At 50.9% G+C, this 24,752-nt stretch carries 23 protein-coding genes; 7 read left to right on the plus strand and 16 right to left on the minus strand.

Annotation, left to right across the window (positions count from 1 at the left end):
• Positions 1 to 19: 19 nt before the first annotated feature.
• The 10 genes from QWY82_RS15645 to QWY82_RS15690 all read right to left on the minus strand — a co-directional run bounded on the left by QWY82_RS15645 (position 20) and on the right by QWY82_RS15690 (position 10,122).
• The gene (locus QWY82_RS15645; protein ID WP_290264241.1) at positions 20 to 784 is read right to left on the minus strand and encodes a hypothetical protein; all 765 of its coding nucleotides are present in this window, start codon (positions 782 to 784) and stop codon (positions 20 to 22) included.
• A gap of 153 nt (positions 785 to 937) precedes the next feature.
• Positions 938 to 1,228, minus strand: a complete 291-nt coding sequence (locus QWY82_RS15650; RefSeq protein ID WP_353958713.1) for a PAAR domain-containing protein — start codon at positions 1,226 to 1,228, stop codon at positions 938 to 940.
• 8 nt (positions 1,229 to 1,236) lie between these two features.
• Entirely contained in the window at positions 1,237 to 1,821 is a 585-nt protein-coding gene (locus QWY82_RS15655) for a DUF6931 family protein (RefSeq protein WP_290264244.1), read from the minus strand.
• A gap of 8 nt (positions 1,822 to 1,829) precedes the next feature.
• Complete coding sequence (locus QWY82_RS15660; protein WP_290264246.1) at positions 1,830 to 3,716, minus strand: type VI secretion system Vgr family protein; 1,887 nt, start codon at positions 3,714 to 3,716, stop codon at positions 1,830 to 1,832.
• A 150-nt stretch (positions 3,717 to 3,866) separates the two neighbouring features.
• The gene (locus tag QWY82_RS15665; protein ID WP_290264249.1) at positions 3,867 to 4,355 is read right to left on the minus strand and encodes an Hcp family type VI secretion system effector; all 489 of its coding nucleotides are present in this window, start codon (positions 4,353 to 4,355) and stop codon (positions 3,867 to 3,869) included.
• Between the two features lie 445 nt (positions 4,356 to 4,800).
• Positions 4,801 to 7,485, minus strand: coding sequence for a DUF2339 domain-containing protein (locus tag QWY82_RS15670; RefSeq protein WP_290264252.1), 2,685 nt, complete (start codon positions 7,483 to 7,485; stop codon positions 4,801 to 4,803).
• Between the two features lie 45 nt (positions 7,486 to 7,530).
• Positions 7,531 to 8,100 carry a tRNA adenosine(34) deaminase TadA gene (gene tadA / locus QWY82_RS15675; protein ID WP_290264254.1) on the minus strand — a complete coding sequence of 190 codons (570 nt, stop codon included), beginning with the start codon at positions 8,098 to 8,100 and terminating at the stop codon, positions 7,531 to 7,533.
• Positions 8,101 to 8,105: 5 nt separating this feature from the next.
• Positions 8,106 to 8,924, minus strand: a complete 819-nt coding sequence (locus QWY82_RS15680; protein ID WP_290264256.1) for a putative RNA methyltransferase — start codon at positions 8,922 to 8,924, stop codon at positions 8,106 to 8,108.
• A complete protein-coding gene (locus QWY82_RS15685; protein ID WP_290264257.1) occupies positions 8,924 to 9,169 on the minus strand; it encodes a DUF1653 domain-containing protein in 246 nt (81 codons plus the stop codon). Before QWY82_RS15685 ends, QWY82_RS15680 begins: the two co-directional genes overlap by 1 nt.
• Positions 9,170 to 9,345: 176 nt before the next feature.
• Positions 9,346 to 10,122 carry a ferredoxin--NADP reductase gene (locus tag QWY82_RS15690; protein ID WP_290264259.1) on the minus strand — a complete coding sequence of 259 codons (777 nt, stop codon included), beginning with the start codon at positions 10,120 to 10,122 and terminating at the stop codon, positions 9,346 to 9,348.
• Between the two features lie 134 nt (positions 10,123 to 10,256).
• Between QWY82_RS15690 and QWY82_RS15695 the strand changes: the two genes are divergently transcribed.
• Positions 10,257 to 11,144: a LysR family transcriptional regulator gene (locus QWY82_RS15695; RefSeq protein ID WP_290265719.1), complete on the plus strand. Its 888-nt coding sequence runs from the start codon at positions 10,257 to 10,259 to the stop codon at positions 11,142 to 11,144.
• Here the strand turns inward: QWY82_RS15695 and QWY82_RS15700 are convergent.
• The 5 genes from QWY82_RS15700 to purU all read right to left on the minus strand — a co-directional run bounded on the left by QWY82_RS15700 (position 11,129) and on the right by purU (position 15,973).
• Complete coding sequence (locus tag QWY82_RS15700; protein WP_290264261.1) at positions 11,129 to 11,509, minus strand: hypothetical protein; 381 nt, start codon at positions 11,507 to 11,509, stop codon at positions 11,129 to 11,131. The two genes, QWY82_RS15695 and QWY82_RS15700, sit on opposite strands and share 16 nt — an antisense overlap.
• A 117-nt stretch (positions 11,510 to 11,626) precedes the next feature.
• Positions 11,627 to 12,109 (minus strand): Lrp/AsnC family transcriptional regulator, encoded by a 483-nt coding sequence (locus tag QWY82_RS15705; protein WP_290264263.1) that lies wholly within the window; start codon positions 12,107 to 12,109, stop codon positions 11,627 to 11,629.
• Between the two features lie 3 nt (positions 12,110 to 12,112).
• Positions 12,113 to 13,630, minus strand: coding sequence for a Na+/H+ antiporter NhaC (gene nhaC, locus QWY82_RS15710; protein WP_290264264.1), 1,518 nt, complete (start codon positions 13,628 to 13,630; stop codon positions 12,113 to 12,115).
• A gap of 125 nt (positions 13,631 to 13,755) precedes the next feature.
• Positions 13,756 to 14,961, minus strand: coding sequence for a pyridoxal phosphate-dependent aminotransferase (locus QWY82_RS15715; RefSeq protein WP_290264267.1), 1,206 nt, complete (start codon positions 14,959 to 14,961; stop codon positions 13,756 to 13,758).
• A gap of 148 nt (positions 14,962 to 15,109) precedes the next feature.
• The gene (gene purU / locus QWY82_RS15720; protein WP_290264270.1) at positions 15,110 to 15,973 is read right to left on the minus strand and encodes a formyltetrahydrofolate deformylase; all 864 of its coding nucleotides are present in this window, start codon (positions 15,971 to 15,973) and stop codon (positions 15,110 to 15,112) included.
• A gap of 189 nt (positions 15,974 to 16,162) precedes the next feature.
• Here purU and QWY82_RS15725 point away from each other — a divergent pair, with 189 nt between their 5' ends.
• Positions 16,163 to 16,933, plus strand: coding sequence for a gamma-glutamyl-gamma-aminobutyrate hydrolase family protein (locus tag QWY82_RS15725; protein WP_290264271.1), 771 nt, complete (start codon positions 16,163 to 16,165; stop codon positions 16,931 to 16,933).
• On the opposite strand, the gene QWY82_RS15730 is transcribed toward QWY82_RS15725, so the two are convergent.
• Entirely contained in the window at positions 16,930 to 17,472 is a 543-nt protein-coding gene (locus QWY82_RS15730) for a DUF924 family protein (RefSeq protein WP_290264273.1), read from the minus strand. The two genes, QWY82_RS15725 and QWY82_RS15730, sit on opposite strands and share 4 nt — an antisense overlap.
• Positions 17,473 to 17,697: 225 nt before the next feature.
• On the opposite strand from QWY82_RS15730, the gene QWY82_RS15735 reads away from it, so the two are divergent.
• From QWY82_RS15735 to QWY82_RS15755, 5 genes are all read left to right on the plus strand, one after another.
• Positions 17,698 to 18,975, plus strand: a complete 1,278-nt coding sequence (locus tag QWY82_RS15735; RefSeq protein WP_290264275.1) for an MFS transporter — start codon at positions 17,698 to 17,700, stop codon at positions 18,973 to 18,975.
• 438 nt (positions 18,976 to 19,413) lie between these two features.
• Positions 19,414 to 20,733: a tetratricopeptide repeat protein gene (locus QWY82_RS15740; RefSeq protein ID WP_290264278.1), complete on the plus strand. Its 1,320-nt coding sequence runs from the start codon at positions 19,414 to 19,416 to the stop codon at positions 20,731 to 20,733.
• Positions 20,730 to 22,007, plus strand: a complete 1,278-nt coding sequence (locus QWY82_RS15745) for a hypothetical protein (protein WP_290264280.1) — start codon at positions 20,730 to 20,732, stop codon at positions 22,005 to 22,007. The genes QWY82_RS15740 and QWY82_RS15745 overlap by 4 nt, the downstream gene beginning before the upstream one ends.
• Positions 22,008 to 22,009: 2 nt before the next feature.
• Positions 22,010 to 23,182, plus strand: coding sequence for a hypothetical protein (locus tag QWY82_RS15750; RefSeq protein WP_290264283.1), 1,173 nt, complete (start codon positions 22,010 to 22,012; stop codon positions 23,180 to 23,182).
• Between the two features lie 96 nt (positions 23,183 to 23,278).
• Positions 23,279 to 24,724, plus strand: coding sequence for a tetratricopeptide repeat protein (locus tag QWY82_RS15755; protein WP_290264285.1), 1,446 nt, complete (start codon positions 23,279 to 23,281; stop codon positions 24,722 to 24,724).
• The last annotated feature ends 28 nt before the right edge of the window (positions 24,725 to 24,752 follow it).

Genomic DNA, 24,752 nt, shown 5'->3' on the forward strand with positions numbered 1-24,752 from the left:
TTTTAACTCGGGACATAAGTCACTCAACACAACGCTTGGTCATTACTTGCGAAGGCTGTTCACTGAGCTTAAAGCTGCCGCAGATGGCATTTATAAGGGGTCTTACCGCTTTGTATCGCTCGGCGTTGGTCCAAACATAAACAGTATAAAACTGTTTTTTGCACTCAAAAGTACAAATTTGATACTGTACGTTAGTTACCCCAACCTTACCGGCAATTTCCGCTCGAAAATATCGCCCTACCTCATTGTAAACAGCAGGCATAACCAACTTCGAATGAGCCACCCAACCTAAGGCTGCATTAACAATAGCGCTGGCATAACTCTGTAGCCTTACTACCGCACCAAAGGAATGCTTGGCTTGAGCAATGACTATAAGGTAAGTTTCATCTTGGTCTCGGCCAAGCTGCATTAAGGCATCGGCATTCAAATGGGATTTGAGCTCCCACGTCAGTGGCACACATAATGAAACGGCTCTATTCTCCGAATAAATACGTTTAAGGCTTACCGTTTGATTGCCATTAACTGATTCTCCCACTGAAGTGACGAGCTTACCTAAACCATTCGCGCCTGCAGCAAGCTTCGCTGTTCGAGCGCTGTTATTTGTCCCAGCATTGCTAGAAAACACACGCTTTTTACCTGCGAACAAATCCACATGCCAGCCGGCCGCCAAAAACTTTTTCGCGGTAGCTTCAGCTTGAGATTGGGTCAAATTTTTAGCAACGCGCACAGGTGCTTTTCGATACAGCGAATTTGCTTTTTCAGCAACACCGCCACACAATCTCAATAAGCCGACCGATAGGTCTTTCTTAGACTTTTTCTCGCGACACTGGCCGGTAAAGACAACACTTAGGTCGCACCGTGCACCTAAACCCTCTGAATTCATAGCTTACATCCCTGCGTTAGCTAATGTGACTAGACGTGAAACCTAAAGATAAAACTAACCCATAATCACGGTTGGGCAACCCAACACGATTTTTCCGCCATGTGCTGTGCTATCGCCCATTCGAGCAGCGGGCTTTTTTGAAATCATTACAGTTGTACTACCTGTAACGACAGAATCCGGCGGACCAACGCAAACGCACATACTTCCCACCGTGGCCGACGGCAGCCCACCGATAATGACCGTTGGCCCGCCCGGCGATAATATTGGCCCCCCAACGTGGGGCACAGGCCCGGTAGACATTGGACACACATGCATGTCGGTAATTCTTGACGCTGGCTTTCCCATTATTATTCCTATTGTGTTTCCGCTGAACCGTTTCCACCCTTGGCCAAATCAATACCCTGGGCCAGAAAATGCTGGTAGAGAGCCTCTGGTTCATCGGGATTTCCCAACACAGCGGCCAATGAAACACTGCCCGCTACGGCGTGAGCATAGAGGTATTCAGGTGTTTGAATTTCAGGTTCACCGGGTTCACTCAAACTGCCGGTACTCCAGGATGCCGCCGTGGCAGCCCAACTCGCCGGTGTTTTGTGGCCTGTTTTCACACCCATAGCCCTAGCTCTAAGGCGATTATCTTCTGTTGGCTTTTTTGCCCACGCCTCTGCGGCGATTAACGCATCAATGTTATTTTGATCCGTTTCTGGCGTTTGAATTTTACGTGCAGCCAAACACGACCACCACACAGCTTCACGCTTCGGCAAACAATGCGCCAAAAGTTTCACTGCGTCTAAGAAAAAGCCATGTTCTATTAAGCGCTCAATACTGATACGCGGTGTTGTATCAGCAACAATACATTCAGCAGCACCCTCTTCGCTGAGCTCAAACTGCTCCAGGAGCTCTTGTGCCGTCAAGGCCTTTATTTTTACCCAATCACTCATAATCAATACTAGTTAATTAATGTAATCCCACCTTTCAACGTAAGGCTTGCACCCGCTTTAACTTCGGCCGTTGCATCGCCCTTACACGACAAGGTTGTTCCTTTTATCGTAATTCCCGCTGGGGTCATTTTAATCGATGAACCACCCACTTTTAATTCAATTGAGGTCTTCGAGGTGATCTTAATTGCACCCTGCACATCTACCGTTTGAGTGCCTTTAGAGACTTTAACCGTTTGATTACCCGACTTCACCGTTATGCTCTGATCACCCTTACCAATGGTCTTGGTTTCATTGCCTTCGGTAACATCAATGGTGCGATCTTTAACAACCTCCAAGGTTTGGTTGTTTTCGATTTTACCGGTTTCGTCGTTATGGATGAGATAATTGTGATCTTTCCCTGCCTCGAGATATATTTCTTCCGAGCCCTTCTTGTCATCAAAACGAAATTCGTTAAATTTACTTCCTTCAAATTCTGTTTTCCAGCCGGATTGCGTGGCCGTGTAATTTGGCCCGCCATTTTGGTTGTTATAAACTGCGCCCGTGACAATCGGCCTATCGGGATCGCCATTTATATAGGAAACAACCACTTCTTGGCCAACTCGCGGAACAAAATTTGCCCCCCAGTTTTTGCCTGCAAACACCTGCTGAACACGAACCCAGCATGAATTCTGCGCCGTGTTCCATGGGAACTTAACTTTAACTTGGGTATAAATATCATCAGAACCATCAGCGGTTGTCGCTTTTACTTCTAGCACTTTAGCCAGCTGTGCGTGACTAACCCGCCTCGCAAACGCTGTTGGGTCTGGGCGTGGAATAACGGCCGCAGGTACAGCTATAAATTGATTGGTAAAATGCGTATCAGAACCGTTGCCATCTGCGGCGCTCATTTGCACTCGCGTTACTAAATACTTACCCTTTTCGGTAGCTAAGGTGTGGTCCAACTGGAATCGCCCACCCGCTGTCAACGATGCACAATCACTGCTGGCATTTGCCACATCAAAACCAGACTCGATAGTTTCCATCATACGAGTGGCGATATCTTTATTAGACGCATCGGTAATCTTGTGGGTTTGATCCTTGTCCGGCTCCAAAAGGTACTTTCCAAAATCACGAATTTTATAAGCAGAGGCATCATTCAAGCTGGTTTTCGTTTTAACCTCTTGCTTATGATCCTTGTCGGACGAAAACTCACTGTAATCTTTATGTTCCACACCGCCAGTATGAAAGCAAAAACTTCTCGACCATGCGTGCACCGTACTTTTCGTGGGGTGACTGCCACCGCCATCATATTCAATCGGTTCAGCGCTACAATCAAAAAATCCTTGGGCGTCATCGGTGAGCACCAATTCGAGTTTGCCATCGCCATGGATGAAGTAGTAGGCGATGCCCTCTTCCGCCATTAAGCGGCAGGCAAATGCGAGGTCAGTCTCTTCAAACTGAACACAATATTCTCTTGTTTTATAAGAGGCATTAAGCTTAAGACTGAGCTTTACAACCTTACTGTACTCACCCAATACTTCTTCAATAATTGCCTTAGCCGTTTTCCGGTGAAAGACTCGGTTGTTACTACTTAATTGCGCGAACCAAAGGCCGGGCACAATGACCGCTCGATAGGCACGCAAACCTTCAGCATTGACATCAAACAGCGATAACTGGCTTACATAGCCGTGAATGTGTCTTAACTCTTCCTTACCATCACGATTGATGGTAACGGTGGCGGGCTTACCCACTAGATCTTTCTGGGTAACCTCGTGGTTGGTCGACAGTAAATCCACCTCATAGCGAAACAGTTTAGATACGCTTTCATCACCCGCTAATCGAGTGGCAATAAAGTGATCCTTACCGAGGGCGGTATTGATATGAAGAAGTCGATGCTTTTGATTGATACTAGCCATGACTGAGTACAGATCCTTGTAAATGTCCGCTACGAATAGATTAACACCTTGTCGTTTTTAACAATGTCGCCAAAAAGCCGCTTATTAAAAACGCCAAAAGGCCGGAGCCACTGCAAAGCAGTGACTGCCGACCTGAAGGTCTGTAAAAACTTACAGAGGGGTCGCAGTCGTGAGGTCGTAACCAACACGCATATTCTTGGTGTTCTTGTTGGTTTTGTCCGCGTGGGTCAAATCCGCTTCAACTTTTGCGAAGCTCAAAGAGATAGACTCTTGTGGAGCACCGCCAGCAGATGCACTAACGCTGTAAGAAGAAATGATCACTTCTTCCAAAGTGTAAGTCGCGTACTTCTCTACTTTAGTTGCGCCAGTTTGAACAACGTGGATCTCAACTTTAACACCAGAGTCACCCGTAACTGAGGCTTTGAACAAGCCGCCTGAGGCAGAGTCCATTGGCTTAGTAACGGTAACTTCACTGATGCTTGGACGCGATGCTTCACGGTTAGCCATTGCACCAGCTTCCATGGTGATAGCACGGCCAACACCAAAGTGGAAGTTATCAACTTCAATCCAGTTTGCATAACCTTCTGCCGTTACGTTACCAGCAGGTGAATTGCCATTAAAGTTCATGTAAATCGCCATGATTGAATTCCTATTTCTAAAGTGGTCGATGAAATTTTAATTTACTTTCCAGCAGTCCCTCGTGGAATTAAGCAACTGCATACCTTGCTCTTCAGCAATTGAGATGCATTAAAACAAACCAATATGAAATTGATAACCCCCGAATAACAACTTTAATATCCACTCCGGCACGAATTAACTTATCCACTCCGGTACTAATTTATTTGTCGCACAACAGGTAGTGAACCAGCGCACAGTTTTATCTGACTAGGGGGCCGTGGCGCAGAAATGACATAATTAATAAGGATTTAACCATTTGGCCGCCTGAATGACTCTGACACCATTTAGCCAAAGATTTTTATATGAAATACAGGTAAATCAAAAACGTTAGTACCAAGTAGCCGTAAAACTACTTAACTCAGCCAGCCTAAAGACAATATCTCCCGTCACTAGGCTGGTAAAAACCTTAGTTTGCAGCCTGTTGTATTTTTTGGTGCATAAATGCGACGCCCAACAACGCCAGCCCTAACCCCATGAACGACGCTACACGCCAAAGGCCCTCTAAATCGGCTAGGTCGATTAAAAATATTTTGAGGATCACAAAGGCGAGTAATGCCATGCCGGCTCGGTACACCGATCGACCAAAACGCCAACTGCCTGCCAATAACGCAGTAACGGCACACAAAAGCCAGACAACGCTGTAGGTGTACATTTCACCGGTTTTCACCGCGTGACTCAAACTCAAACTGCCCTGCCATAGATGGCGAATCTCCAGGGTTATGAACAAAAAGCCTGCAACAGCCGTAAACCAGAGCGCCAGCTTTCTAAAGGCGGGTTCGTAATACTTGGCAACCAGTAACGCCATCAATATTGGGGCGCCCAAGGCGAGTAAGGCAAGGTTGAAAATGGGCCGACTACTGACCGACGCCCAAGCCCATGCATTACTCGTCAAAATAGCCAGCACTATGACGAGATAATTTATCAGCGCAAAACTCAGTTGCAGGCGCCCATAAAACTGGTACCAGGCAGCCAAATTGGCGCTCATGCTAGCTTTGTAGTGATACACCAATGCCAACGCTGAAAACAGCAAACTATTAAGCACCGCTTCCACAAACTCAAAACGCTGACTAAACGCATTACCATCGTGCAGCCAGTACCTCGCTTCAGACCATACCGTAAGCACAAAAAGATGAAGCGCCGCCGCCTCGGTCCAGCGCGCAAGCGAGGGGAAGCCGCGCAGAAAGTAGGTACCGACAACACAACACAAGGTTGCGCCGCCGTAAGTCCACAGCGACCAATGGGTATCGTAAGCGTAATCCGCCAACCAAGGGTTTAGCGTCAATCGGATGACCACCAACACGACCACTGTTTTCAACAGCCAGCTAAGCTCAGGTACCTCGAAACGCTTAATAATCCACGCTATGGAGATAATCTGAGCAGCGATTGCCAAGGTTAAGCTGGCCTCGTCGAGTACCCAGGCAGCGGCCAGCGAATAGGCAAAATGCCCAGCCAGCAGCAACCACACCTGCAACGCTTTCTGCCAAGCCTTGGCGCTTGCCACAGCCCCCAACCAAATGTAAATGGCACCCATGCTCACGGCCAAAAGCGCCCAGCGCCACTCCCTTGTGTAGTCAGTTGCCAAGCAGTAACACAGAAGCAAACTCAGCACCGGAACCATCGTCAACAAGGAGGCCCACCAATTAGGGGCAGCGCTCCCTTTGAGATTGCGCAGCGCAAAAAAGCCGTAAAGGCCTGCAGTCATTAAGCTATACAGCAACAGGGCCGGCTGGCTTTCCAGCGCCAACGAATCAACGTTAAATTGCCCCTGCCGCTCATTGACTTGCGCCACGAATATCGCCAGCCATTGGCCTAAAAAGGCCAACCAAGGCAGCACGCTCAAGCGCCCTTGAAAACCACAAGTCCAAAGTAGCAAAGCGGGTAGCAGGCTCCAGTTTAACCACTGCCCCTGCCAACCGAACTGCCAAAGACTCACCGTATTAGCCGCCAAAATCAGTAAAAGACTCGCGGGTAATAACGACGTATCTTTAGTTTTTTCTAAGCTCGACTCAAAAGGCCAGAGTGCGCCTTCAACCTTAAACATTAACAGCCAGTTGCTGGGCACTACCGCGATTAGACCGTAGGCAAAAATCGCTAAATACCAGCCGCGCAAGCCATCGGCTTGATGCCCAGTTAACGAAATTGCCCACCAGAGCAAGCCGCCGGACATAAGCCCCCACCACAACCAGGGCCGGTAAACATAGCGCAACAACCACAAGACGGATGCAGAAATTACGAGGGCGTAAATCATTGCCGCTACAATATTGCCGCTACCTGTAGAAACCAGCAATGGCACGCTGTAAGCGCCAATCATGCCGATCGCCGCTAGCACAGGACCGTGCAACAAGGCCATCCACAAGGTCAAAAGCGCTACTATCGCAAGACACACAAAAACCGTCATAGGGCTAAACATTTGGTAGAAATGTAACGCCGCTAAGAAAGCTGCAAATAAGGTGATACTGCCGCCGCCTGCAAGCGCTGCAAAGGATGGGTGATTACCCTGTTTTGCTCGTAGCCAAAGCGCCGCCAGATGCAAGCCCACACCGGTTAATACGCCACTAATAACACGCGCCGTAGGTCCTAATAAACCTTGCTCTATAGAGTATTTAGCCAAAAAGATACCGGCCAAACCAACGCAGGCACCGCCAAGCCATACCATCCACTGAGCTTGTAATTGATCCCAAAACGTGGATGTTTCAGCCACGGGTTGTGACGCGCCTTTTGACGTTGAATTTGAAGTTGAGATAGACGTTTGATAACGCGCCCGCTCATCGGCCAACAATTGCGCTGCAGCATCGTCAGCGGCTGCTTTTTTCCCAGCGCTACCTAAGCTAGATTCATCCAAATCCAAATCAAGCTTATCGAGTACTGGCTCGGTAGACGCGGGCTGTAGGCTCGCATGCGGGGAAGCTCGTTCGGAAGCGACAGGTGCGGCGGTATTCAACATCGAGCCAGATAGTGCCGCAACTTGTTTTCTCAGGTTATCGACATCAACCGCCAGTGCGCGCACCTGGTTAAACGCCACAATACCCATGACCAAGCCTACGAATACGCCGATTACTATCGCGAAACCTATCAGTGCAAGAACTTCCATGCCACACCTACTCCAGTCGTCAAGGGTGTATTGAACTATCTTTGATTATTCTTCTGCGTCAAAATTTTCTATTAGTTTTTGCTTATCGCTTTTTTTCTGCTCGCGCCGCTGCTGAAAAAAACGACTCAACAATTGCGAAGCCGCTGCAGCGCCAACGCCATTTTCAACAGCAACGCGATGATTTAAATAGCTGCGCTCGAAAAAGGCTTCCTGACTATGGGCCACACCGGCCTTGGGTTCGAAGGCCGCATACACCAACCGCGATACTCGCCCGTGCACCATTGCGCCTGCGCACATAGCGCAAGGTTCCAATGTAACGTAAAGCGTTGCATTGGGTAGCCGGTAATTGTTTAATTTTTCCGCCGCGGCTCTCAAGGCCACAACCTCCGCATGAGCGCTTGGATCATGACTTAAAATAGGTTGGTTAAAGCCTTCGCCGAGCAACACATTATCCTGAACAACAACGGCGCCCACCGGCACTTCACCTAGACTGGCTGCAGTCTCAGCGAGCGCTAAGGCTCTGGCCATCCAGTGCGCATCCCATTGCGGCTGAGACCAATCGGCAGTGTCGGCGTCTAACAAAGTAGGAGCGCTAGGAGGCGTTTCTCTATTCATCAATTTTATTCATCATTAGGCGCCTTTTGATACACAGATATCAAAAACTCGGCCTGCACCGTAAAGCTTTTACGGGCTAATAAACCTTCGCGTACTTTTGCATCCAGCTTATAGACGAAGGGCGTCATAGCGAGGAGATTTTCCAAATCCTTGGCGTTAGCGAACACCATAGGGAACTGAACCGTTTCTTGCTGATAGAGAACAAATCCAAGCGGAGTTTCCGCCAGCTCGTGCAGCTGCGCCTGCTGGTAAATTTCGGCCTTTAATTCATGCAGGTGCTCGGCTCCCGGCGTCACCAAAATAAATTTGCCTTGATCCTTGAGCAGACGATGAATCTCGGCTGCATCTATCGGCGCGAACACCGTAACAATTCGATCAAACAGCCCGCTGATTAACGGGATTCGCTTGCTACTTGCAATACCAAGCTGCGCCCTAGCCATTTTACGCTTACCGGCTAGGCGTAAAGCTTGGCGCGAGATATCGATGCCGGCACCACGCCACTGCGGCAAGTGCTGGAGTAAATAGTCAAGGTAGTAGCCCTCACCGCAGCCGATATCTAACAACAAGCCTTCATCGCCGCCAGCGGCGCATTGCGCCAAGATTTCTTCGGCCAAAGGTTGATAGTAACCTGCCTGCAAGAAGTCGCGCCTCGCGCTCAGCATATCGCGGTTATCGCCCGGGTCTGCACTGCGCTTTTGGTTAGCCAACAATAAGTTAGTGTACCCCTCCTTCGCGCGATCAAATTGATGCCCGGATGAACAACACAGCCCTGTCTCTATAATATCCAACGGCGCTGCGCAAACAGGGCACTGCCAAATCCCCATCACACAGCTCCAACCAACTGATCCAAACTCTGCCCAACCTCGATAAACTCAAACCTCGGAACACTTTCACCAGCTATTTCTACTTGCTCTGCAAACATAGCCGCGGGGCGCGTCCACCAACTGTAATCGCCGTAAAGACAGCGATAGACAACTTGCAACTCCTCGGTTTCACTGTGCGTCACCAAACCAACAACTTGATAATGCTGGCCTTTATAGTGGCGATAAATTCCGGCTTTGATAGACATAGCCCTACCCTGCAATTCGACAAAGCGGGGATTTTATCAAATATCGCGGGGCTATGACGGTTTATTGCGAAGTGAGTAGGCCAAGAACGGCAAATAACCATTGAGCGGTAAAATCAGGCAATGAAATAAAAAAGGCCGGTATCAAACCGGCCCTTGTTGCTGTAAACCTACGCACATCACTGCTCGACAAAAGCGCGCTCGATAACGTAATGGCCAGGGTTTGAACCGCGAACTTCCGCAAAGCCCATGCCATCCAATATCTGACAGGTATCTTTCAGCATACTCGGGCTGCCACAAATCATAAAACGATCATCGTCCACATTAACCGGCGGCAACCCTAAGTCTTGAGCCAGCTTTCCCGAGACCAATAAGTCGGTTAAACGGCCTTGGTTACGGAAGGCCTCCCGGGTCACTGTCGGGTAATAAAGCAGCTTTTGCCTAACCTCTTCGCCGAAAAATTCGTTGTTCGGCAACTCTTCCACGATGTGTTGCTGATAGGCAAGCTCAGACACCTCGCGCACGCCGTGGGTCAATATAACTTTGTCGTATTGGGCATAAACCTCTGGGTCTTTAATGATACTCATAAAAGGCGCCAACCCAGTACCCGTGGCAAACAACCACAGGTGCTTGCCCGGCAGCAGGTTGTCAGTCACCAAGGTACCGGTGGTTTTGCGGTTGATCACGATCTGATCACCGGGCTTTACCCGCTGTAATTGCGAGGTCAGAGGGCCGTCCTGAACCTTAATGGAAAAGAACTCTAGTTGATCTTCATAATTGGCACTGGCAATACTGTAGGCACGCAGCAAGGGCCGCCCACCGTCCTGCTCTAGGCCCATCATCGTAAAGTGGCCATTTCGAAAGCGAAACCCTGCATCGCGGGTGGTTTTAAAGCTAAACAATGTGTCGTTCCAGTGATGCACTTCCAACACCGTTTCTTTAATCAGGTTACTCATTGCCCACTCCTATTAACGATGAGGCGTAGCATAGAGCGAAACTTACTATAGGAAAAACGGGATATTTTGATATAGTTAATCGGTAAAGCAGATATAAAACCTATTCACCTTGTTGAGCCCAGCCAATGAAGCCACTGCACTTCTCTCTCAAACAGCTGCAAGTGTTCCTCGCCGTTGCCCATCACCGCAATGTCAGTCGCGCCGCCGAGCAGCTATCTATGTCGCAATCGGCCTGCAGTAGCGCGCTGAAAGACCTCGAAAGCCAATATGGTTTACAGCTGTTCGACCGCGTCGGCAAGCGCCTACAGGCGAACGAACTCGGCGACTACCTAAGACCGAAAGCCGAAGCTCTTCTCGCGCAGGCCCAGGAGTTTGAACAGGCGCTGAGCCAACAGCCAGATGCCGGCGAACTTCGCGTCGGCGCCACCCTAACCATCGGCAACTACCTCGCCGTTAGTCTTATCAACCGCTACATGCAAGACAACAGCACGGGCAAAGTAAAACTGGAAGTGGCCAACACCGAGCAGATTACCGAGCAGCTACTGAATTTCGATATCGACGTGGGCATGATTGAAGGTGAAGTGCAGCACCCGGCGCTGTCGGTACAACGCTGGCGCTCAGATGAATTGGTTTGCTTTTGCGCCCCAGGCCATCCACTAGCCACTCACCCACAGGTCACTGATGCCGACTTAAAAGAGGCCGTCTGGATTTTACGAGAACAAGGCTCAGGTACTCGACAAACCTTCGATCGAGGTATGCACGGTTTACTCTCCAACCTGCATATCTCTTTAGAGCTGCAACACACTGAGGCGATTAAACGTGCGGTTGAGGCAGGCTTGGGAATTTCTTGCCTCTCGCGTATCTCCCTAGAAGACGCCTTTAAACGGGGCTCACTGGTGCCACTTCAAACGCCACAGCGCGATTTTTCCAGAGATTTATACCTTGCAACCCATACGCAAAAATATCGCGGGGTAGGTTTAAATCGCTGGCTGAGCATCTGTGAGGACTATGCAAACAGCTGAGTTTTTAAAGCTTCAATTTCCACCTGATCGCTTTTAGCTTTGCGTCGATAAGCCGCCAGCTGAGCCTCGAGATCGGCAACGCTGAGCTGCTGCTCCTCGAGCGCTTTTTTGGTCAAGAAATGACTCGCCTGAACCAGCGTTAGCCTTTCCCTAGTAGCGCGCAGTTGCGTTGCCAACTCCTGATTTTCCGAAACAGTTTGACACAGGGTTTGCTCAAGGTTCTCCATACGCTCACGCATGCGTATCAACGCTTCACGAGTCCGTGAACCCACGTTTTTTGCCTGAACCGATAAACGATTCAACGCACTGACAGGACCGAGGTTCGGCTGCGTAGCGGGAAGGCTGGTTTGGCTATTTACGTTCATTTGAAGCCTCAAGTGATTGATTAACACAATGAGGCCAGTTTACGGCAAGCAGATGTGAGTAGAATCCACCAAGAGACCTAACCCGATGGCCTAGGCCAGGCGCTCTATAATAGAAGTCTACTCGTCGTCGAGTTCAAACAACTCATCCAATGGTAAGCCGCCAAACGGCTTCGCATCTTCAATGACTAGCTGTGAGTGCATCTTCTCGATGCCCAAATCTTGCTCCAACAAACCTTCACTCAAGCTATTGAATTGCGCGGCATCAACACATAGAAATTCCAAGATGTAATCGTACTCGCCGGAAATTTTATAGCAGCGGATAATTTGCGGCAGTGCGGCAACGGCGTGTTTAAAGTCCCGATTAACTTTTGGATCTTGGGATATCAGCGATACGTTAACCAAAAAATGCACGTGGCGCAGCTTGGTTAAATTAATGGCAGCGCTATAACCGGCGATCCACTTTTGCGTTTGCAGTTTTTTCACGCGCGACAGGCATGCCGATTCGGATAAACTCACCCGCTCAGCCAAGCGCGCGTTAGAAATTCGCGCATCCAGCTGCAACTCATTCAATATTTTTAAATCCAGTTTATCGAACTTCATAGGTTAACTACGTGCACCTTCGGTTAAGTGGTGGTCGACATCGTCTGGAAAGTGTTGCTGCAACTCTTCTTGCAATTCGGCGCGCTCCTCAGGCGTTATCGGAATAATTTTAAACTGGCTATAGCCATAGATAGCCGAGACCAAAGGGTTAATTAAATTGAAAAAGCAATACGGCAGGTAGGCTAAGGTAGCCACCCCCAAAGTGCCAGCCATGTAGGCGCCGCAGGTATTCCAGGGAATTAACGGCGAGGTGATGGTTGCGGAATCTTCTAGTGTTCTGGATAAATTCAATGGACTGAGACCACGCTTGGCAAACTCCAATCGAAACATTCTACCGGGCAGCACGATGGCAATGTATTGATCAGCGGTGACAATATTGGTGCCGATGCAAGTCAAAATTGTCGACACCACCAAGCCACCGGTGGATTTTGCAAAGCGTAAAATGGCTTTAATTAACGCTTCCAGAATACCCACACGCTCGATCACGGCACCCATAACCATGGCAGTCATAATCAACCACACCGTTGTTAACATCGAACTCATGCCGCCGCGAGATAGCAGACTGTCAATTTGCTCATGGCCGGTGTTCGCGCTATAGCCATCGGAAAAGGCTATCCATACGCCCTTGAACAAGGCCAACGCTGGCGACAAGTCGGGCGAGTTAGCGAACTTAGCCACTGCCTCAGCTTGAAAAATGAGTGCAAAAACGCCACCAGTCATCGCTCCCAAAAAGATACTGACCATGGCGGGTACTTTTTTATAGGCCAGAAAAAACACCAACCCTAGCGGCAGCAGTAACCACAGGTTAACGTTGAAATTATTATCCAGTAAGCTCAGCATCGCCTGCATTTGCGCATCGGATTCTGGCGCCTCCACATTCAAGCCAAGCACCAAAAAAATAATCAAGGCAATCAGAATGGAGGGCGTTGTGGTCCATACCATATGGCGAATGTGAGCGAATAAATCCGCACCCACAACAGCTGGAGCCAAGTTAGTTGTGTCACTTAGTGGCGACATTTTATCGCCAAAATAAGCTCCGGAAATAATGGCACCCGCAGTAATTTCAACCGACAAACCCAAGCCTGCTGCCGTGCCTATTAAACCAATACCGATGGTCCCAGCCGTGGTCCAGGAGCTACCAATGCTGACGCTCACCAAGGCGCAGACTAAACAGGCCGCTGCGTAAAACCAGCTTGGGTCCATAATCTGTAGGCCGTAATAGATCATCGTCGGCACGGTACCGGCTAAAATCCAACTGCCAATCAACATGCCCACCAACAATAAAATCAAGATCGCACCCAGGGCAACAGTAATACCCTTGAAGATAGCCGCCTCTAGCTCCTTCCAACTAATGCCTGCGCGCAAACCCATTAACGCCGCCACAGCAGCACTGAGTGACAAGGCTATCTGGTTAGCACCTTGTGATGAGCTGTCGCCAAAAAGGTAAACGGAAAGTCCAAGCAGGGTAAAAAGCGTGAGGGTTGGGAAGGCAATTTCCCAAGCGGCCAGAGGTCTCGACATAAAAGGATCACTTTTCCAGTTATTATTTTACCGCGCCAGCTTTTGGCCAGCGCGGAGGATTTTAGATGGTCACATGGTAAACATTGATGCAGAGAAGTGCCAGCTCGGCTGGCGGTGATTGGGGCTTAGCGAGCAATTTGCGCCTTGGGCGCACCCAGCATTAGCGCCATTCTATCCATGGCCTTGGTCAACACACTAATCGGTTGAGCCAAGGTGATGCGCACATAATTGGCGGTTACATCGCCAAAACCTGCCCCGGGCACCACAGACACGCCAGCTTCATCGAGCAGACGTTCAGCAAAAGCCTGGCCACCCTCGCTTACCTCGCCGGTGTACATCATGACAAACATGCCGGCATCGGGGCTGACACAGCTGACGCCAGGCATTTGATTGATGCGCTCGACCAGATAATCGCGGCGCTTCTTGTACTCTTCCCGCATTTGCGCGACGTAAAAATCATCGTGACGCAGGGCAAATGCCGCGGCATCCTGAATAAACTGCGGGCAACCAAACACGCTGGCACCGGCTAAATTAGTGAGGTGCGGCACCAGGGTCGAAGGCGCAACCACCCAGCCGATACGCCAGCCGCTCATGGCGTGAGATTTAGACAGCCCATCCACCATAATGACATTATCCAGCTCGGCGGCGGCAGCGCGTAAACTCACGTGCCGCTGCTTAAAGGTAATCATCGAGTAGACTTCATCGGAAATCAGCCAAATACCTTTTTCGCGGGTAAAGGCCGCCAGCTCCGCCAACTCCTCTTTAGACATCATATTGCCGCAAGGATTGCCCGGTGTATTCACAATAACGGCCTTGGTTTTATCGGTTACCGCCGCCTTGATCGCGGCAATATCAACGGCGAAGTTTTCCTGCACCAGTAACGGTACAGGCACGGCGTTAACACCCACCGCATCCAGTACGCCGCAATAACCCACATACATTGGATCGGGTACGATGACCTCGTCACCAAGGTCACAGATACAACTAAACACGCTATACAGCGCATTGGTTCCGCCAGGGAAGATAACGACGTCGTCTGCGCTACAGGGGTGGGGTGAGGTTTTACTCTCCAACTCAGCCACCGCTTGGCGCAGACCCAGCTCGCCTTGAGCCGGTGAATAATGGGTGCGATCGCGCTTCATGGCCGCCAAGGCCTGATAAAAAATCGGCTCAGGCGTGGGAAAATCTGGGTCGCCCACGCACAGTAAAATCACATCTTCGCCAGCCGCTTTCATGTCTAAGGCGCGGTCGTGTACGGCCCACACCTCGCTGGCTTCACCGTCGAGACGCTTAGCTAAGGCACTGATTGATAATGAGGTTGGGCTAGACATAAAACACCGCGCGGCTACAAATTAAAGAGTAACCAGCTTAGCGGCTGTTAGGAGCAGAGATTATTTTTATCGCTTAAGCGGGCAAGCCAGCCTGCGGTAAACACGCTGGCTTTGCGTGGATTCTGCGCCCGCAAGGGCGCGTGCAAGATTAGCGAGAAAAAACCACAGTTTTGTTGCCGTTTAATAAAACCCGGTGCTCCGCATGCCAGCGCAGGGCGCGATTGAGCACTACGGATTCTATATCGCGGCCAATTTCCGTTAACTCTTCCGGCGTATTCACATGGGTAACCCGCTCTACCGCTTGCTCAATGATAGGGCCTTCGTCCAGGTCTGCAGTGACGTAATGGGCCGAGGCGCCAATCAACTTCACGCCGCGTTCAAACGCCTGGTGGTAAGGCTTGGCGCCTTTAAAACCGGGTAAAAAAGAATGGTGTATGTTGATGGCGCGCCCGGCCAGCTTGTCACACAGGTCGTTCGAGAGTATCTGCATATAGCGCGCTAGCACCAAACAATCAGCAGAGGCTTGCTCCATTAACGCCAGTATCTGCGCTTCTTGTTCAGCTTTGTTGGCTTTGGTCACAGGTAAAAAATGAAACGGCAATTGATACCAGTCCACCAAATCTCGCTGTACTTCGTGATTCGATACAACGCCCACAATATCCACCGGTAAACTGCCCTGTTTCCAGGCGTTTAACAAATTGTGCAGGCAATGGCCCCACTGGCTAACGGCCACCAGCACTTTGGGCCGCACATCGGCATCGACTAGCTCCCAGTCCATACCATAGCGCTTGGCCACTGGGTAAAAGGCACCGTGTATTTGCTCAAGGGTGAGCTGCTGATCGGTCGCATCCAGTACCGTGCGCATAAAAAAGCGTTGCGTTTGCACATCCTCAAACTGCTGGGATTCGCGAATATTGAACCCCTGAGCGGCAAACAAAGCGGCCACATTGGCAACGATGCCGGGCTGATCCTCACAACTGAACTTTAAAATTATTTCCCTAACTGCGGTCACGCTACCCCCTAAAACCAGCAACACAAACAATAGTTGTTCATCTTTTAAGCCATTGCGCGACTTAATAGCGCAAAGGCCGGTATTCTACACGAGCCACAAGCATTCATCGCCACTTACCTGCTTGGGTTATGCGCGCACCTCGCGTTTCGGTTTACACTGGCGCCATTAGCCCCCTATTACGAGGTTTTTATGGGTCGCCCTGTCATTGCAATAACCGCCGAAACGCTCGACAAGCACAAAGATCAAGATACCACCCGCTATTACCAAGTCATGGCCAAGTATGTGGCGCCCGTGGTGGAGATCATGGGTGCCCTGCCGCTGATCTTGCCGCCGCTGGCCGATAAGCTAGATGTGGAAACCCTCTTAAACCGTGTAGACGGGGTACTGCTTACCGGTGGCGTGTCGAATATCGAACCAAGTCACTATCAGGGTGGCGCAAGTTATGAAGGCTGCCCGCACGACCCCAATCGCGATGCCACGGTATTGCCATTAATTAAGCAAATTGTTGCCAAGGGCATGCCGCTGTTTGGTATCTGCCGCGGCTTCCAAGAAATGAATGTCGCCTACGGTGGCAGTTTGTACCAACAGCTGTATAAAGAAGGTCAATTCGAGCTGCATTCAACCCAGGTGGATTTCGATAGCCCTGTCGATAGCCTCTATGCCGATGTGCACGATCTTAACCTCAACCCCGATGGCGTGCTCGCGAAGCTGTGTGACGGCTTGGTGCAGCGGGTGAACTCCATTCACGGCCAAGGCATAAAAACCTTGGGCACTGATATTCAAGTAGAGGGCACCAGCCCAGACGGCATTGTCGAAGCCTTTAGCATTAAGGATGCCCCCGGTTTTACCTTGGGCGTGCAGTGGCACCCCGAGTGGAAACCAAGAAATAACCCCATGTACCTAGCCATGTGGCAAGCCTTTGCCCGTGCCGCCCAAGATTACGCCAACAGCAAAGCTTAAAAGGCACTACCCGGCTCCTGTAAAAACGCAAGTTCCTCGGCCGTCGATGGGCGGCCGAGAATTTTATTACGGTGGGGGTAGCGGCCAAATCGATCAATAATAGCCTTGTGCCGCAATTCAAAATCTTCCGGATTATCGCCATCCAAGCTGGCAAATAATTTTACCGCTTCAACATGGATGCTGGCATCTTCGCTGTGCATATAGGGCATATATAAAAAATGTCGCTGGGCATTCACCAAGCGTTGATCAAAACCTCTCGCCACAGCAGATTGCGCTACGGCTAAAGCTTGCCCGTCAGCGGCAAAGGCCTCGGTTTGGTCGCGATAAATATTGCGGCTGAATTGATCTAAAACAATAATCAACGCGAGGCAACCCGCGGCCGACTCACACCAATGATTCAACTCGCCACGGCGTGCGGCTAACAACACAGGTTCAAAACGCTGGCGAATGTCGGCATCAAAATCGGCTGATTTGCGCCACCAATCTTTCGGCGTAATCTCCTCGAACCAAAATTGCAAAATCGTATTTGCCTCAACCATCATCACTCTCCTTTAACGCATGGATAAAAGCTTGCGCATTCCAAATATCGCCAAGGCTAATATGCAGTGGCTATCGCGAGCCGTCAAAAAGCCAAAAAATACAGATTATTTATAGGCAGGGCACGATTTTATCTTATTTCTATCGCTATCTCGGCGCTGAAGGTGGGATAAATCTTGCCGAGCGGCTAGACTGCCAGATTGTGAATCATCCAAGTGGAGAAAGTTGTGCGGAAAAAACTCACCAGTATTTGGCCCCTATTTTTTGGCGTGATGCTAATTGGGCTATGCGTGGGCGCTCAGGGCACCTTAATTAGTTTGCGCGCAGCCCTAGAAGGCTTCCCCAACACCATAACCGGTTTAATTATGTCCGCTTATTACATGGGTTTTTTACTCGGCGCTAGCCGGGGCCAAAAGGTCATTAAGCGTGTCGGCCACGTGCGCACCTTTGCCGCACTCACCGCCTTGTCGTCATTGTGCGTGCTCATGCATTCGCTCTATGTCAACCCTTGGGCATGGGTTGCCACGCGTTTTCTCACCGGCTTCGCCATGTGCGGCATTTATTTAGTGGCAGAGTCTTGGCTCAACCAAGCCGCCGATGACAGCAACCGCGGCAAAATATTGTCCCTTTATATGATCACACTTTTAGGTGGCATTTTAGGCGGCCAGTTTTTATTGAACCTAGCCGACCCACTCAGTTTTGAGTTATTTAGCTTAATCTCAATTCTAATGAGTGCCGCCGCCATTCCCATTCTCGTAACCGCCACACCCACGCCGGTGGTAACGCCAGCGCCGAGTATTAACCCCTTGCAACTGTTCCAGTGGGCGCCGTTCGGTTTATCCGGCATTTTTCTGATTCAAATGTGCAGCGCGATGATATTCGGTATGGCGCCTGTCTACGCCAACATGGTGGGCTTTACGACTCAGCAAGTGGCTTGGCTAATGGCCGCCATAGTGGCCGGCGCTTTGTTATTCCAGTGGCCATTGGGTTTGCTGGCCGATCGTTTCGATCGCCGCTTAGTCGCTACCAGCCTCACCGGCATCGCGGCTACGCTCGGTATTCTAGCCGGTTTGCTTAGCGATTCCGCTTTCGTTTGGCTGCTCTGCTTAGTGGGCTTATTTGGTGGCTTCGCGCTTCCGCTTTACGCCGTTTTTTCAGCGCTGGTAAACGATTTTATGAAACCGGAAAAAATCGTCGCCGCAAGCAGCACGATACTGTTAGTTGGCGGTATTGGCGCCTCGTTGGGCCCGCTTATTATTGCGCCAATTTTGGATCTAGCCGGCCCGAAAGGCTTTTTCTGGGGCTGTTCGACAACGCTGGCCTGTATAAGCCTATATGGCCTGTACCGCATATCGCGCTTCCCCTATTCGGCGCGCGAGGATTTACACGAATTCAGCATGCTAGCCGGCGCCAATATCGGTACGGGCTTGATTGGCATCGAAGACATTGCCCAAGCCCATGCCGTGGCCGCGGAAATCAACCAAAACCCCGAAAATGAAAAGTAAGCATCTAATCACTTGTTTCGATTTTTTTAGAATAGCGCGCGCCTCGCTTATGAACGCGCCCTATATCACCAAGCCTTGAGCAAAAAACAATCAAATGGGAAGCCGCGCAAATACTGGGCTGGCGCAGAACGGCTTGCTGGGAGCGTTGACCCTATCACGAAAATTCGCCTTGGCTAGCCGGGTGAAGCCTACTTTTTGACTATACTGAAGCTAGACGTGCGATAGTTTTCAAAATTGTTCAATTTTGCGATAGTCGCAACACGACGTCTCTTGCGGCCTAAGCCCGCTCCGCGCTAGTCTGAACGTTTGAAAGTGATGGTCAACAGACAACGTTGGACCGTTGATCTCAGCCGAATGTGCTGAAATCCCTTTGGGCAAACTGCCGCTAGGTGTTTTATGAAGTCGCACCAAAGCCCTTCATAGCACACCACCGGGTGAATGTTCGAAGTTCAACTTACTGACATGGGCGGCGCAACTGTGATTAAGTCTTTCCAATGTATTTGCCTCTGTGTGTTCAGCTTGAGTTTTTGCGTCGCAACAACGGCACAAGAACCGGCAAGCGACTACTTAATATCGCCTGACAATTCCGGTGAAGATAACCTCACACCCATTCAACGAACGAGCCCAGAACCTAAACCGTCGGCGCGCAACTACCTCAATGCCATTGAAGATATTGAATCCGATTATGGCGCCTACGATTTACAGTTATCACAACATTTATATAGCTTGGGCGAGCAATATCAGAGCTTGGGTGAACACGAAGAAGCCATCAATGTGTTTACCCGCGCCATGCATGTGCAGCGGATAAACTTGGGCCTGTACGATATGGGCCAAGTGCCAATTTTAGAAAACCTCATTGAAAGTCAGATAGCCCTAGGCGAATGGGAAAGTGCCAACGAGCGCTATCAGTACTTGTATTGGTTACACCGCCGCAATTACGGCAACGATGATCCAAGGCTACTGCCCATCATCAACAAATTGAGCAACTGGCACCTTAATGCCTATGCGTTAAATATCAGCGGCGGTTTGTTTTACCATCTCATCAACGCCCACAATCTTTATCAAATTGCCGCCGATATTGTGTCTAACACCTACGGTAAAAATGATTTACGCATGATTGACCCACTCAAAGGGCTCACCGCATCGAATTATTTTCTCGCCACTTATCAGGTCGAAAATCAAAACAAGCTCTCTGTTGCCAATGGTTCAATGCCAGCTAAGGAAGACGAGCGGGCGCGATTGCAACAGTACATTATGAATAGCTATAACAGCGGGCGTTCAGCCATCAACCGCATGGTGACCGTGTACAGCAATAACCCCGACGCCCCACCGGCTTCCGAATTTCAAGCCCAAGTGGCGCTAGGTGATTGGTATTTATTGTTTGGCAAATGGCACTCTGCGATGGAAATCTATCAAGACACCTATCGAAAGCTGGCCGCAAACGATGAGCACAAGGCGCTACTCGAGGCGCTATTTCATCAACCCGTGCCACTCCCAGATCTTCCCTTAATTGATATGGGCAAAAAAACCTCGATCAACACCGAGCATTTTGTCTTGGCAAAATTTGAAGTCAGCGCCTATGGGCGCGCCACCCATATTGATATTATCGACGCCTTCCCGGAAGATAATAGCCGCATGCAATCACGGGTTCGGAGAACCCTAAAACAGGCAAAATTTCGCCCTCGGTTTGATAACGGTGAAGCAGTAGACACCCAGGGCATAACCCATCGCTACCTTTTTTCGGATGAAAAACCATGAGCCTCGGGAAGCATTCAAGCGCGACACTTTTGGCCATAGGCTTTTCTAGCCTGTTGGCGCTGGCGGGCTGCAAGCAAGAAAGCCAGCAAAGCGAGCAGGAGCCACCACCGCCGTCGCCCAGCAGCTCCAGCGGTCAGCCGAGTTCTAGCTCAAGCTCGCAATCGTCCAGCTCGTCCAGTCAATCATCACCCAGTAGCGCTCCCTCGAGCAGCAGCTCATCCCCAAGCCAAGCTAGCGCCAAGGGCAAGAGTGACTCGGAATCGACTACCAGCCCATCCACTCGCAGCGCCTCTAGCTCCTCTAGCCAACAGGGCAAAGGGCAATCGGGGTCTGAGGTTTTTAGCCAGCCGCAAAACCAAACCGGCCAACAAAGCGGCGACGGCAGTAAGGGCGAATCTCAGGCACAAGCAGACGCTCAGCAATCCCAAGCGCAGTCGCAACAACAAGGTGCTGGCGCCGAGCAGGGTGAGAGCAAGGATATAGATTTCTCAGAAGAACAGGCCGCTGCCTCGGCGTCATCGAGTAGCGCGTCTCAGTCCACCGGTGGCGCTCAGGCCAATGCTCAAGCCCAGGGCCAACAAGGTGGGCAGCAAAGCCAAGGGCAACAAGACGGACAGCAAAGCCAACAAGGTGGCGGCCAAAACCAAGGGCAGCAAGGTACTCAACAGGCGCAGGGTCAAGGTGACAAGTCAGCTGACCAACAAGCGGGCTCCGCAGCCAATGGCGGCGCTCAATCAACAGCGGCAGCAACGGGCACCAGCGCCTCGGGCACAAACAGCAGGCCCAGCGTTGGCGAGCTAGAGGGCCAGCTTGAAACAACCATGGCCAGCTACGATGGCATGATTTTGCGCGAGCGCGACTATGTTGCCAACCGGCGCAACGAACAGGGCAGCCAAGATAAGGTGGCGCAAGTTACCGGCCCTATTTTCGATGAAGGCGATTTATCCGACAGCGGCGAACAAGGCCAAGCCGGCGGCTACGGCCAAGGTGGCAGTGGAAGTGGCGGTTCCGGCCAACAGCAAGGCATCCCCGGTCAAGGCAATGGCAGCGGCAATGAACCCGTGGGCGCTGGCACAGAGCGTCAAGGCGACTATAGCGGCAATACCACCGCTGCCGTCGCTACCCCCGCAGATATCCCCTCGGGTGACGACGATGACGTGGTCGCTCGGCAAATTCGAGAGGCGGCGATGCGCGAAAAAGATCCTAAGCTGAGAGAAAAGCTCTGGGACGAATACCGCAAATACAAAAATCAAGCTGCCAAGGATGCTTCATAAAGATGACCAATGCCCTGAGATACCTAGGCCTGCTTGGGCTTAGTTGCGGACTGCTTTTAGGCTGTAACAGCCACACGGTCAAAACCACCAATCACGTTCCTGTCGAGCGGGTCAGCGATGAAATTCCCGAACACCTACTGCTCGATGTGGGGGTGCAATTGTTTGACCCCGGCATCGATGATGCGGCCGACGCCGACTCGCTAATTTTTCCCGAGGTGCGCAAGGCAGAGTCTCGCTATATGCCAGTACGATTGGTGGAAACCCTGCAGACCTCCGCTGCCTGGGGCGCGGTCAGAGTCGTGCCACCGGCCAATACCAACAGCGATATTTCCGTGCGTGGGAAGATTGTTCAATCCGATGGCGAGGTCTTAGAGCTCGAAATCAGCGTCTCGGATATCTCTGGCGAACCCTGGTTTGAACGCATTTATATCGAGAATGCCAGCCACTATGCCTACAACGAAAGGCTGATCAAAGGCGCCGACCCCTTTCAAGGCATTTACAACCAAATTGCCAACGACATCTTGGCGCATAAAAACAAACTGTCGGACACCGAGATTCGCAACCTGCGCACTATCGCCGAGCTGCGCTTCGCCCGCGACTTCTCCCCCAGCGCCTTTAGCGAGCACTTAAGCCAATCAAAAGATGGCCGCTACAGCGTGCTGCGCCTGCCCTCGGACGATGACCCTATGCTCAACCGCGTGCGCCGCATACGCGAGCGAGATTACCTTTTTGTCGACACCCTACAGGATTATTACGGTACTTTCGTGCGCGATATGGAGGGGCCCTACCAAACCTGGCGCGCCGAAAGTTACGACGCGGTGATAACCCAAAAAGAACTTGAGAGCCAGGCGACCATGCGCACCATTGCTGGTATTGCCGCTATCGTCGGCGGCATTGCCGCCGCGGGAAATAACAGCGGGGCCGGGCGCGCGGCCGGCCAAGTGGCCATAGCCGCCGGTGGCTACATGGTTAAGAGCGGCTTCGACAAGCGCGAAGAGGCAAAAATGCACAGTGAAACGCTGATCGAATTAGGCGACTCGCTGGAAGCGGCAATAGAACCCCAGATAATCGAACTCGAGGACCGCACCATTACCCTCTCCGGAACGGTCGAAGGACAATACGACCAATGGCGAGAGCTATTAAAAGAGATCTATAAGGCCGAAACCGGCTTATAATAAAAACCATGGCTACCCGCAGTTTTTATAATGCGGGTTTATCAAGACCAATGCCCTCAGCGCTTGCGCTGTGGCCGAACTCAAGTAAGTTGTGGCATGAACGACCAAACAAGCTCACCTTGGTGGCAACATTCACGCAATCAAACCATCGCTATTGGGTTATTGGTGGGGGTGATGCTCTTCGTGGTATTTGCCCTACCCAACTTGGTGGAGCCGGTACAGATTGACAGCAAAACGCTGACCAAAGACGCCCCCAGCGCCAGCACAAAAACCCCCGACTCGCCCTTTGCCGACGCCCAATTGGCACGGGAGCGAAAACAAGCCCAGGAAATTTTAGGCCAAGTGCTGCAACTGCAAGATCAGCTCGAGGGTCAACAGATCGACCAATGGGGCGCGCAAGCTTATCAGACCGCGCTGGAAACAGCCGCGAAAGGCGATGAACTCTATCGCCAGCGAGAATTTTCACTGGCGCAAGAAAACTATAAAAGCACGCTCGCGCAACTGCAGAAATTGAAGCAAGACGCCGATATCGCTCTGGAACAGCAGCTACAACTTGGCCAAGCGGCGCTAAACGAAAAAGATGCCAACACCGCAACACAGGCCTTCACCCTCGCCCTCGCCATAGACCCCAATAGCCAAGTCGCTCAGGCGGGCATTGAGAGTGCCAAGGTGCTGGACGACATACTCGCACTCCTGCGCAAAGGTCGGCTGGAAGAGAAAACCAACCATTGGCGCGACGCACTCGAAAGCTACCAACAGGCATTGAACCTCGATAGCCGCTCGGCCATCGCGCAAACGGCGCACTCAACGCTCAAAGCAAAAATTCGCGAACGCGATTTTACCGATGCCATGTCTAGGGGCTACAAAGCCTTAGATCAACAAGACTTCACCGCCGCCAAAAGCGCCTTTATGCGCGCCGGTGAGATTAAACCCGGTGATACCTCCGTAGCTTTGGGTTTACAGCAAGTCGAAAGCCAAAGTATTCACACGAGTATCCAGAATAAAATAATTGCCGCAAGAAAAGCCGAGGCGGACGAGCAATGGCAGCTTGCAAATAACCTTTATATCGACGTGTTAGCGACAGACAGCACCGTGGTTGACGCCTTGGTTGGCAAGCTGCGCACCGATGCCCGCGCCGCGCTAGAAAAAAGGGTGCAAACGATATTGGCAAATAAACTGGCGCTCAATAAACCCGAAAATTTGGCCAACGCACAAACAGCTCTGGCGGAACTCGAGGCGCTTGGCAAGGTCGGCGCGCGCACTGTGAACCAGCGGGAAAATTTGCGCAGCTTGATAGAACAAGTGGAAATTCCACGCCAAGTACTTTTACAGTCCGACAATTTAACCCAGGTAACTATTTACCACGTAGGCCGCATCGGCGCTTTCGACGAACACACCCTAGCGTTAAAACCGGGTAAATACGTGGCCGTTGGCATACGCCCAGGCTATCGCGATGTGCGCGAGGAATTTGTTGTCGAACTGGATGCAAATTCCGTGGTGGTATCCGTGAGGTGTACGGAAAAAATAGCACTTGGCGGCTAGCGGTCAGCGCGCTAACAGCTCAACTCTT

The sequence above is a fragment of the Simiduia curdlanivorans genome (assembly GCF_030409605.1).
Lineage (GTDB): Bacteria > Pseudomonadota > Gammaproteobacteria > Pseudomonadales > Cellvibrionaceae > Simiduia > Simiduia curdlanivorans.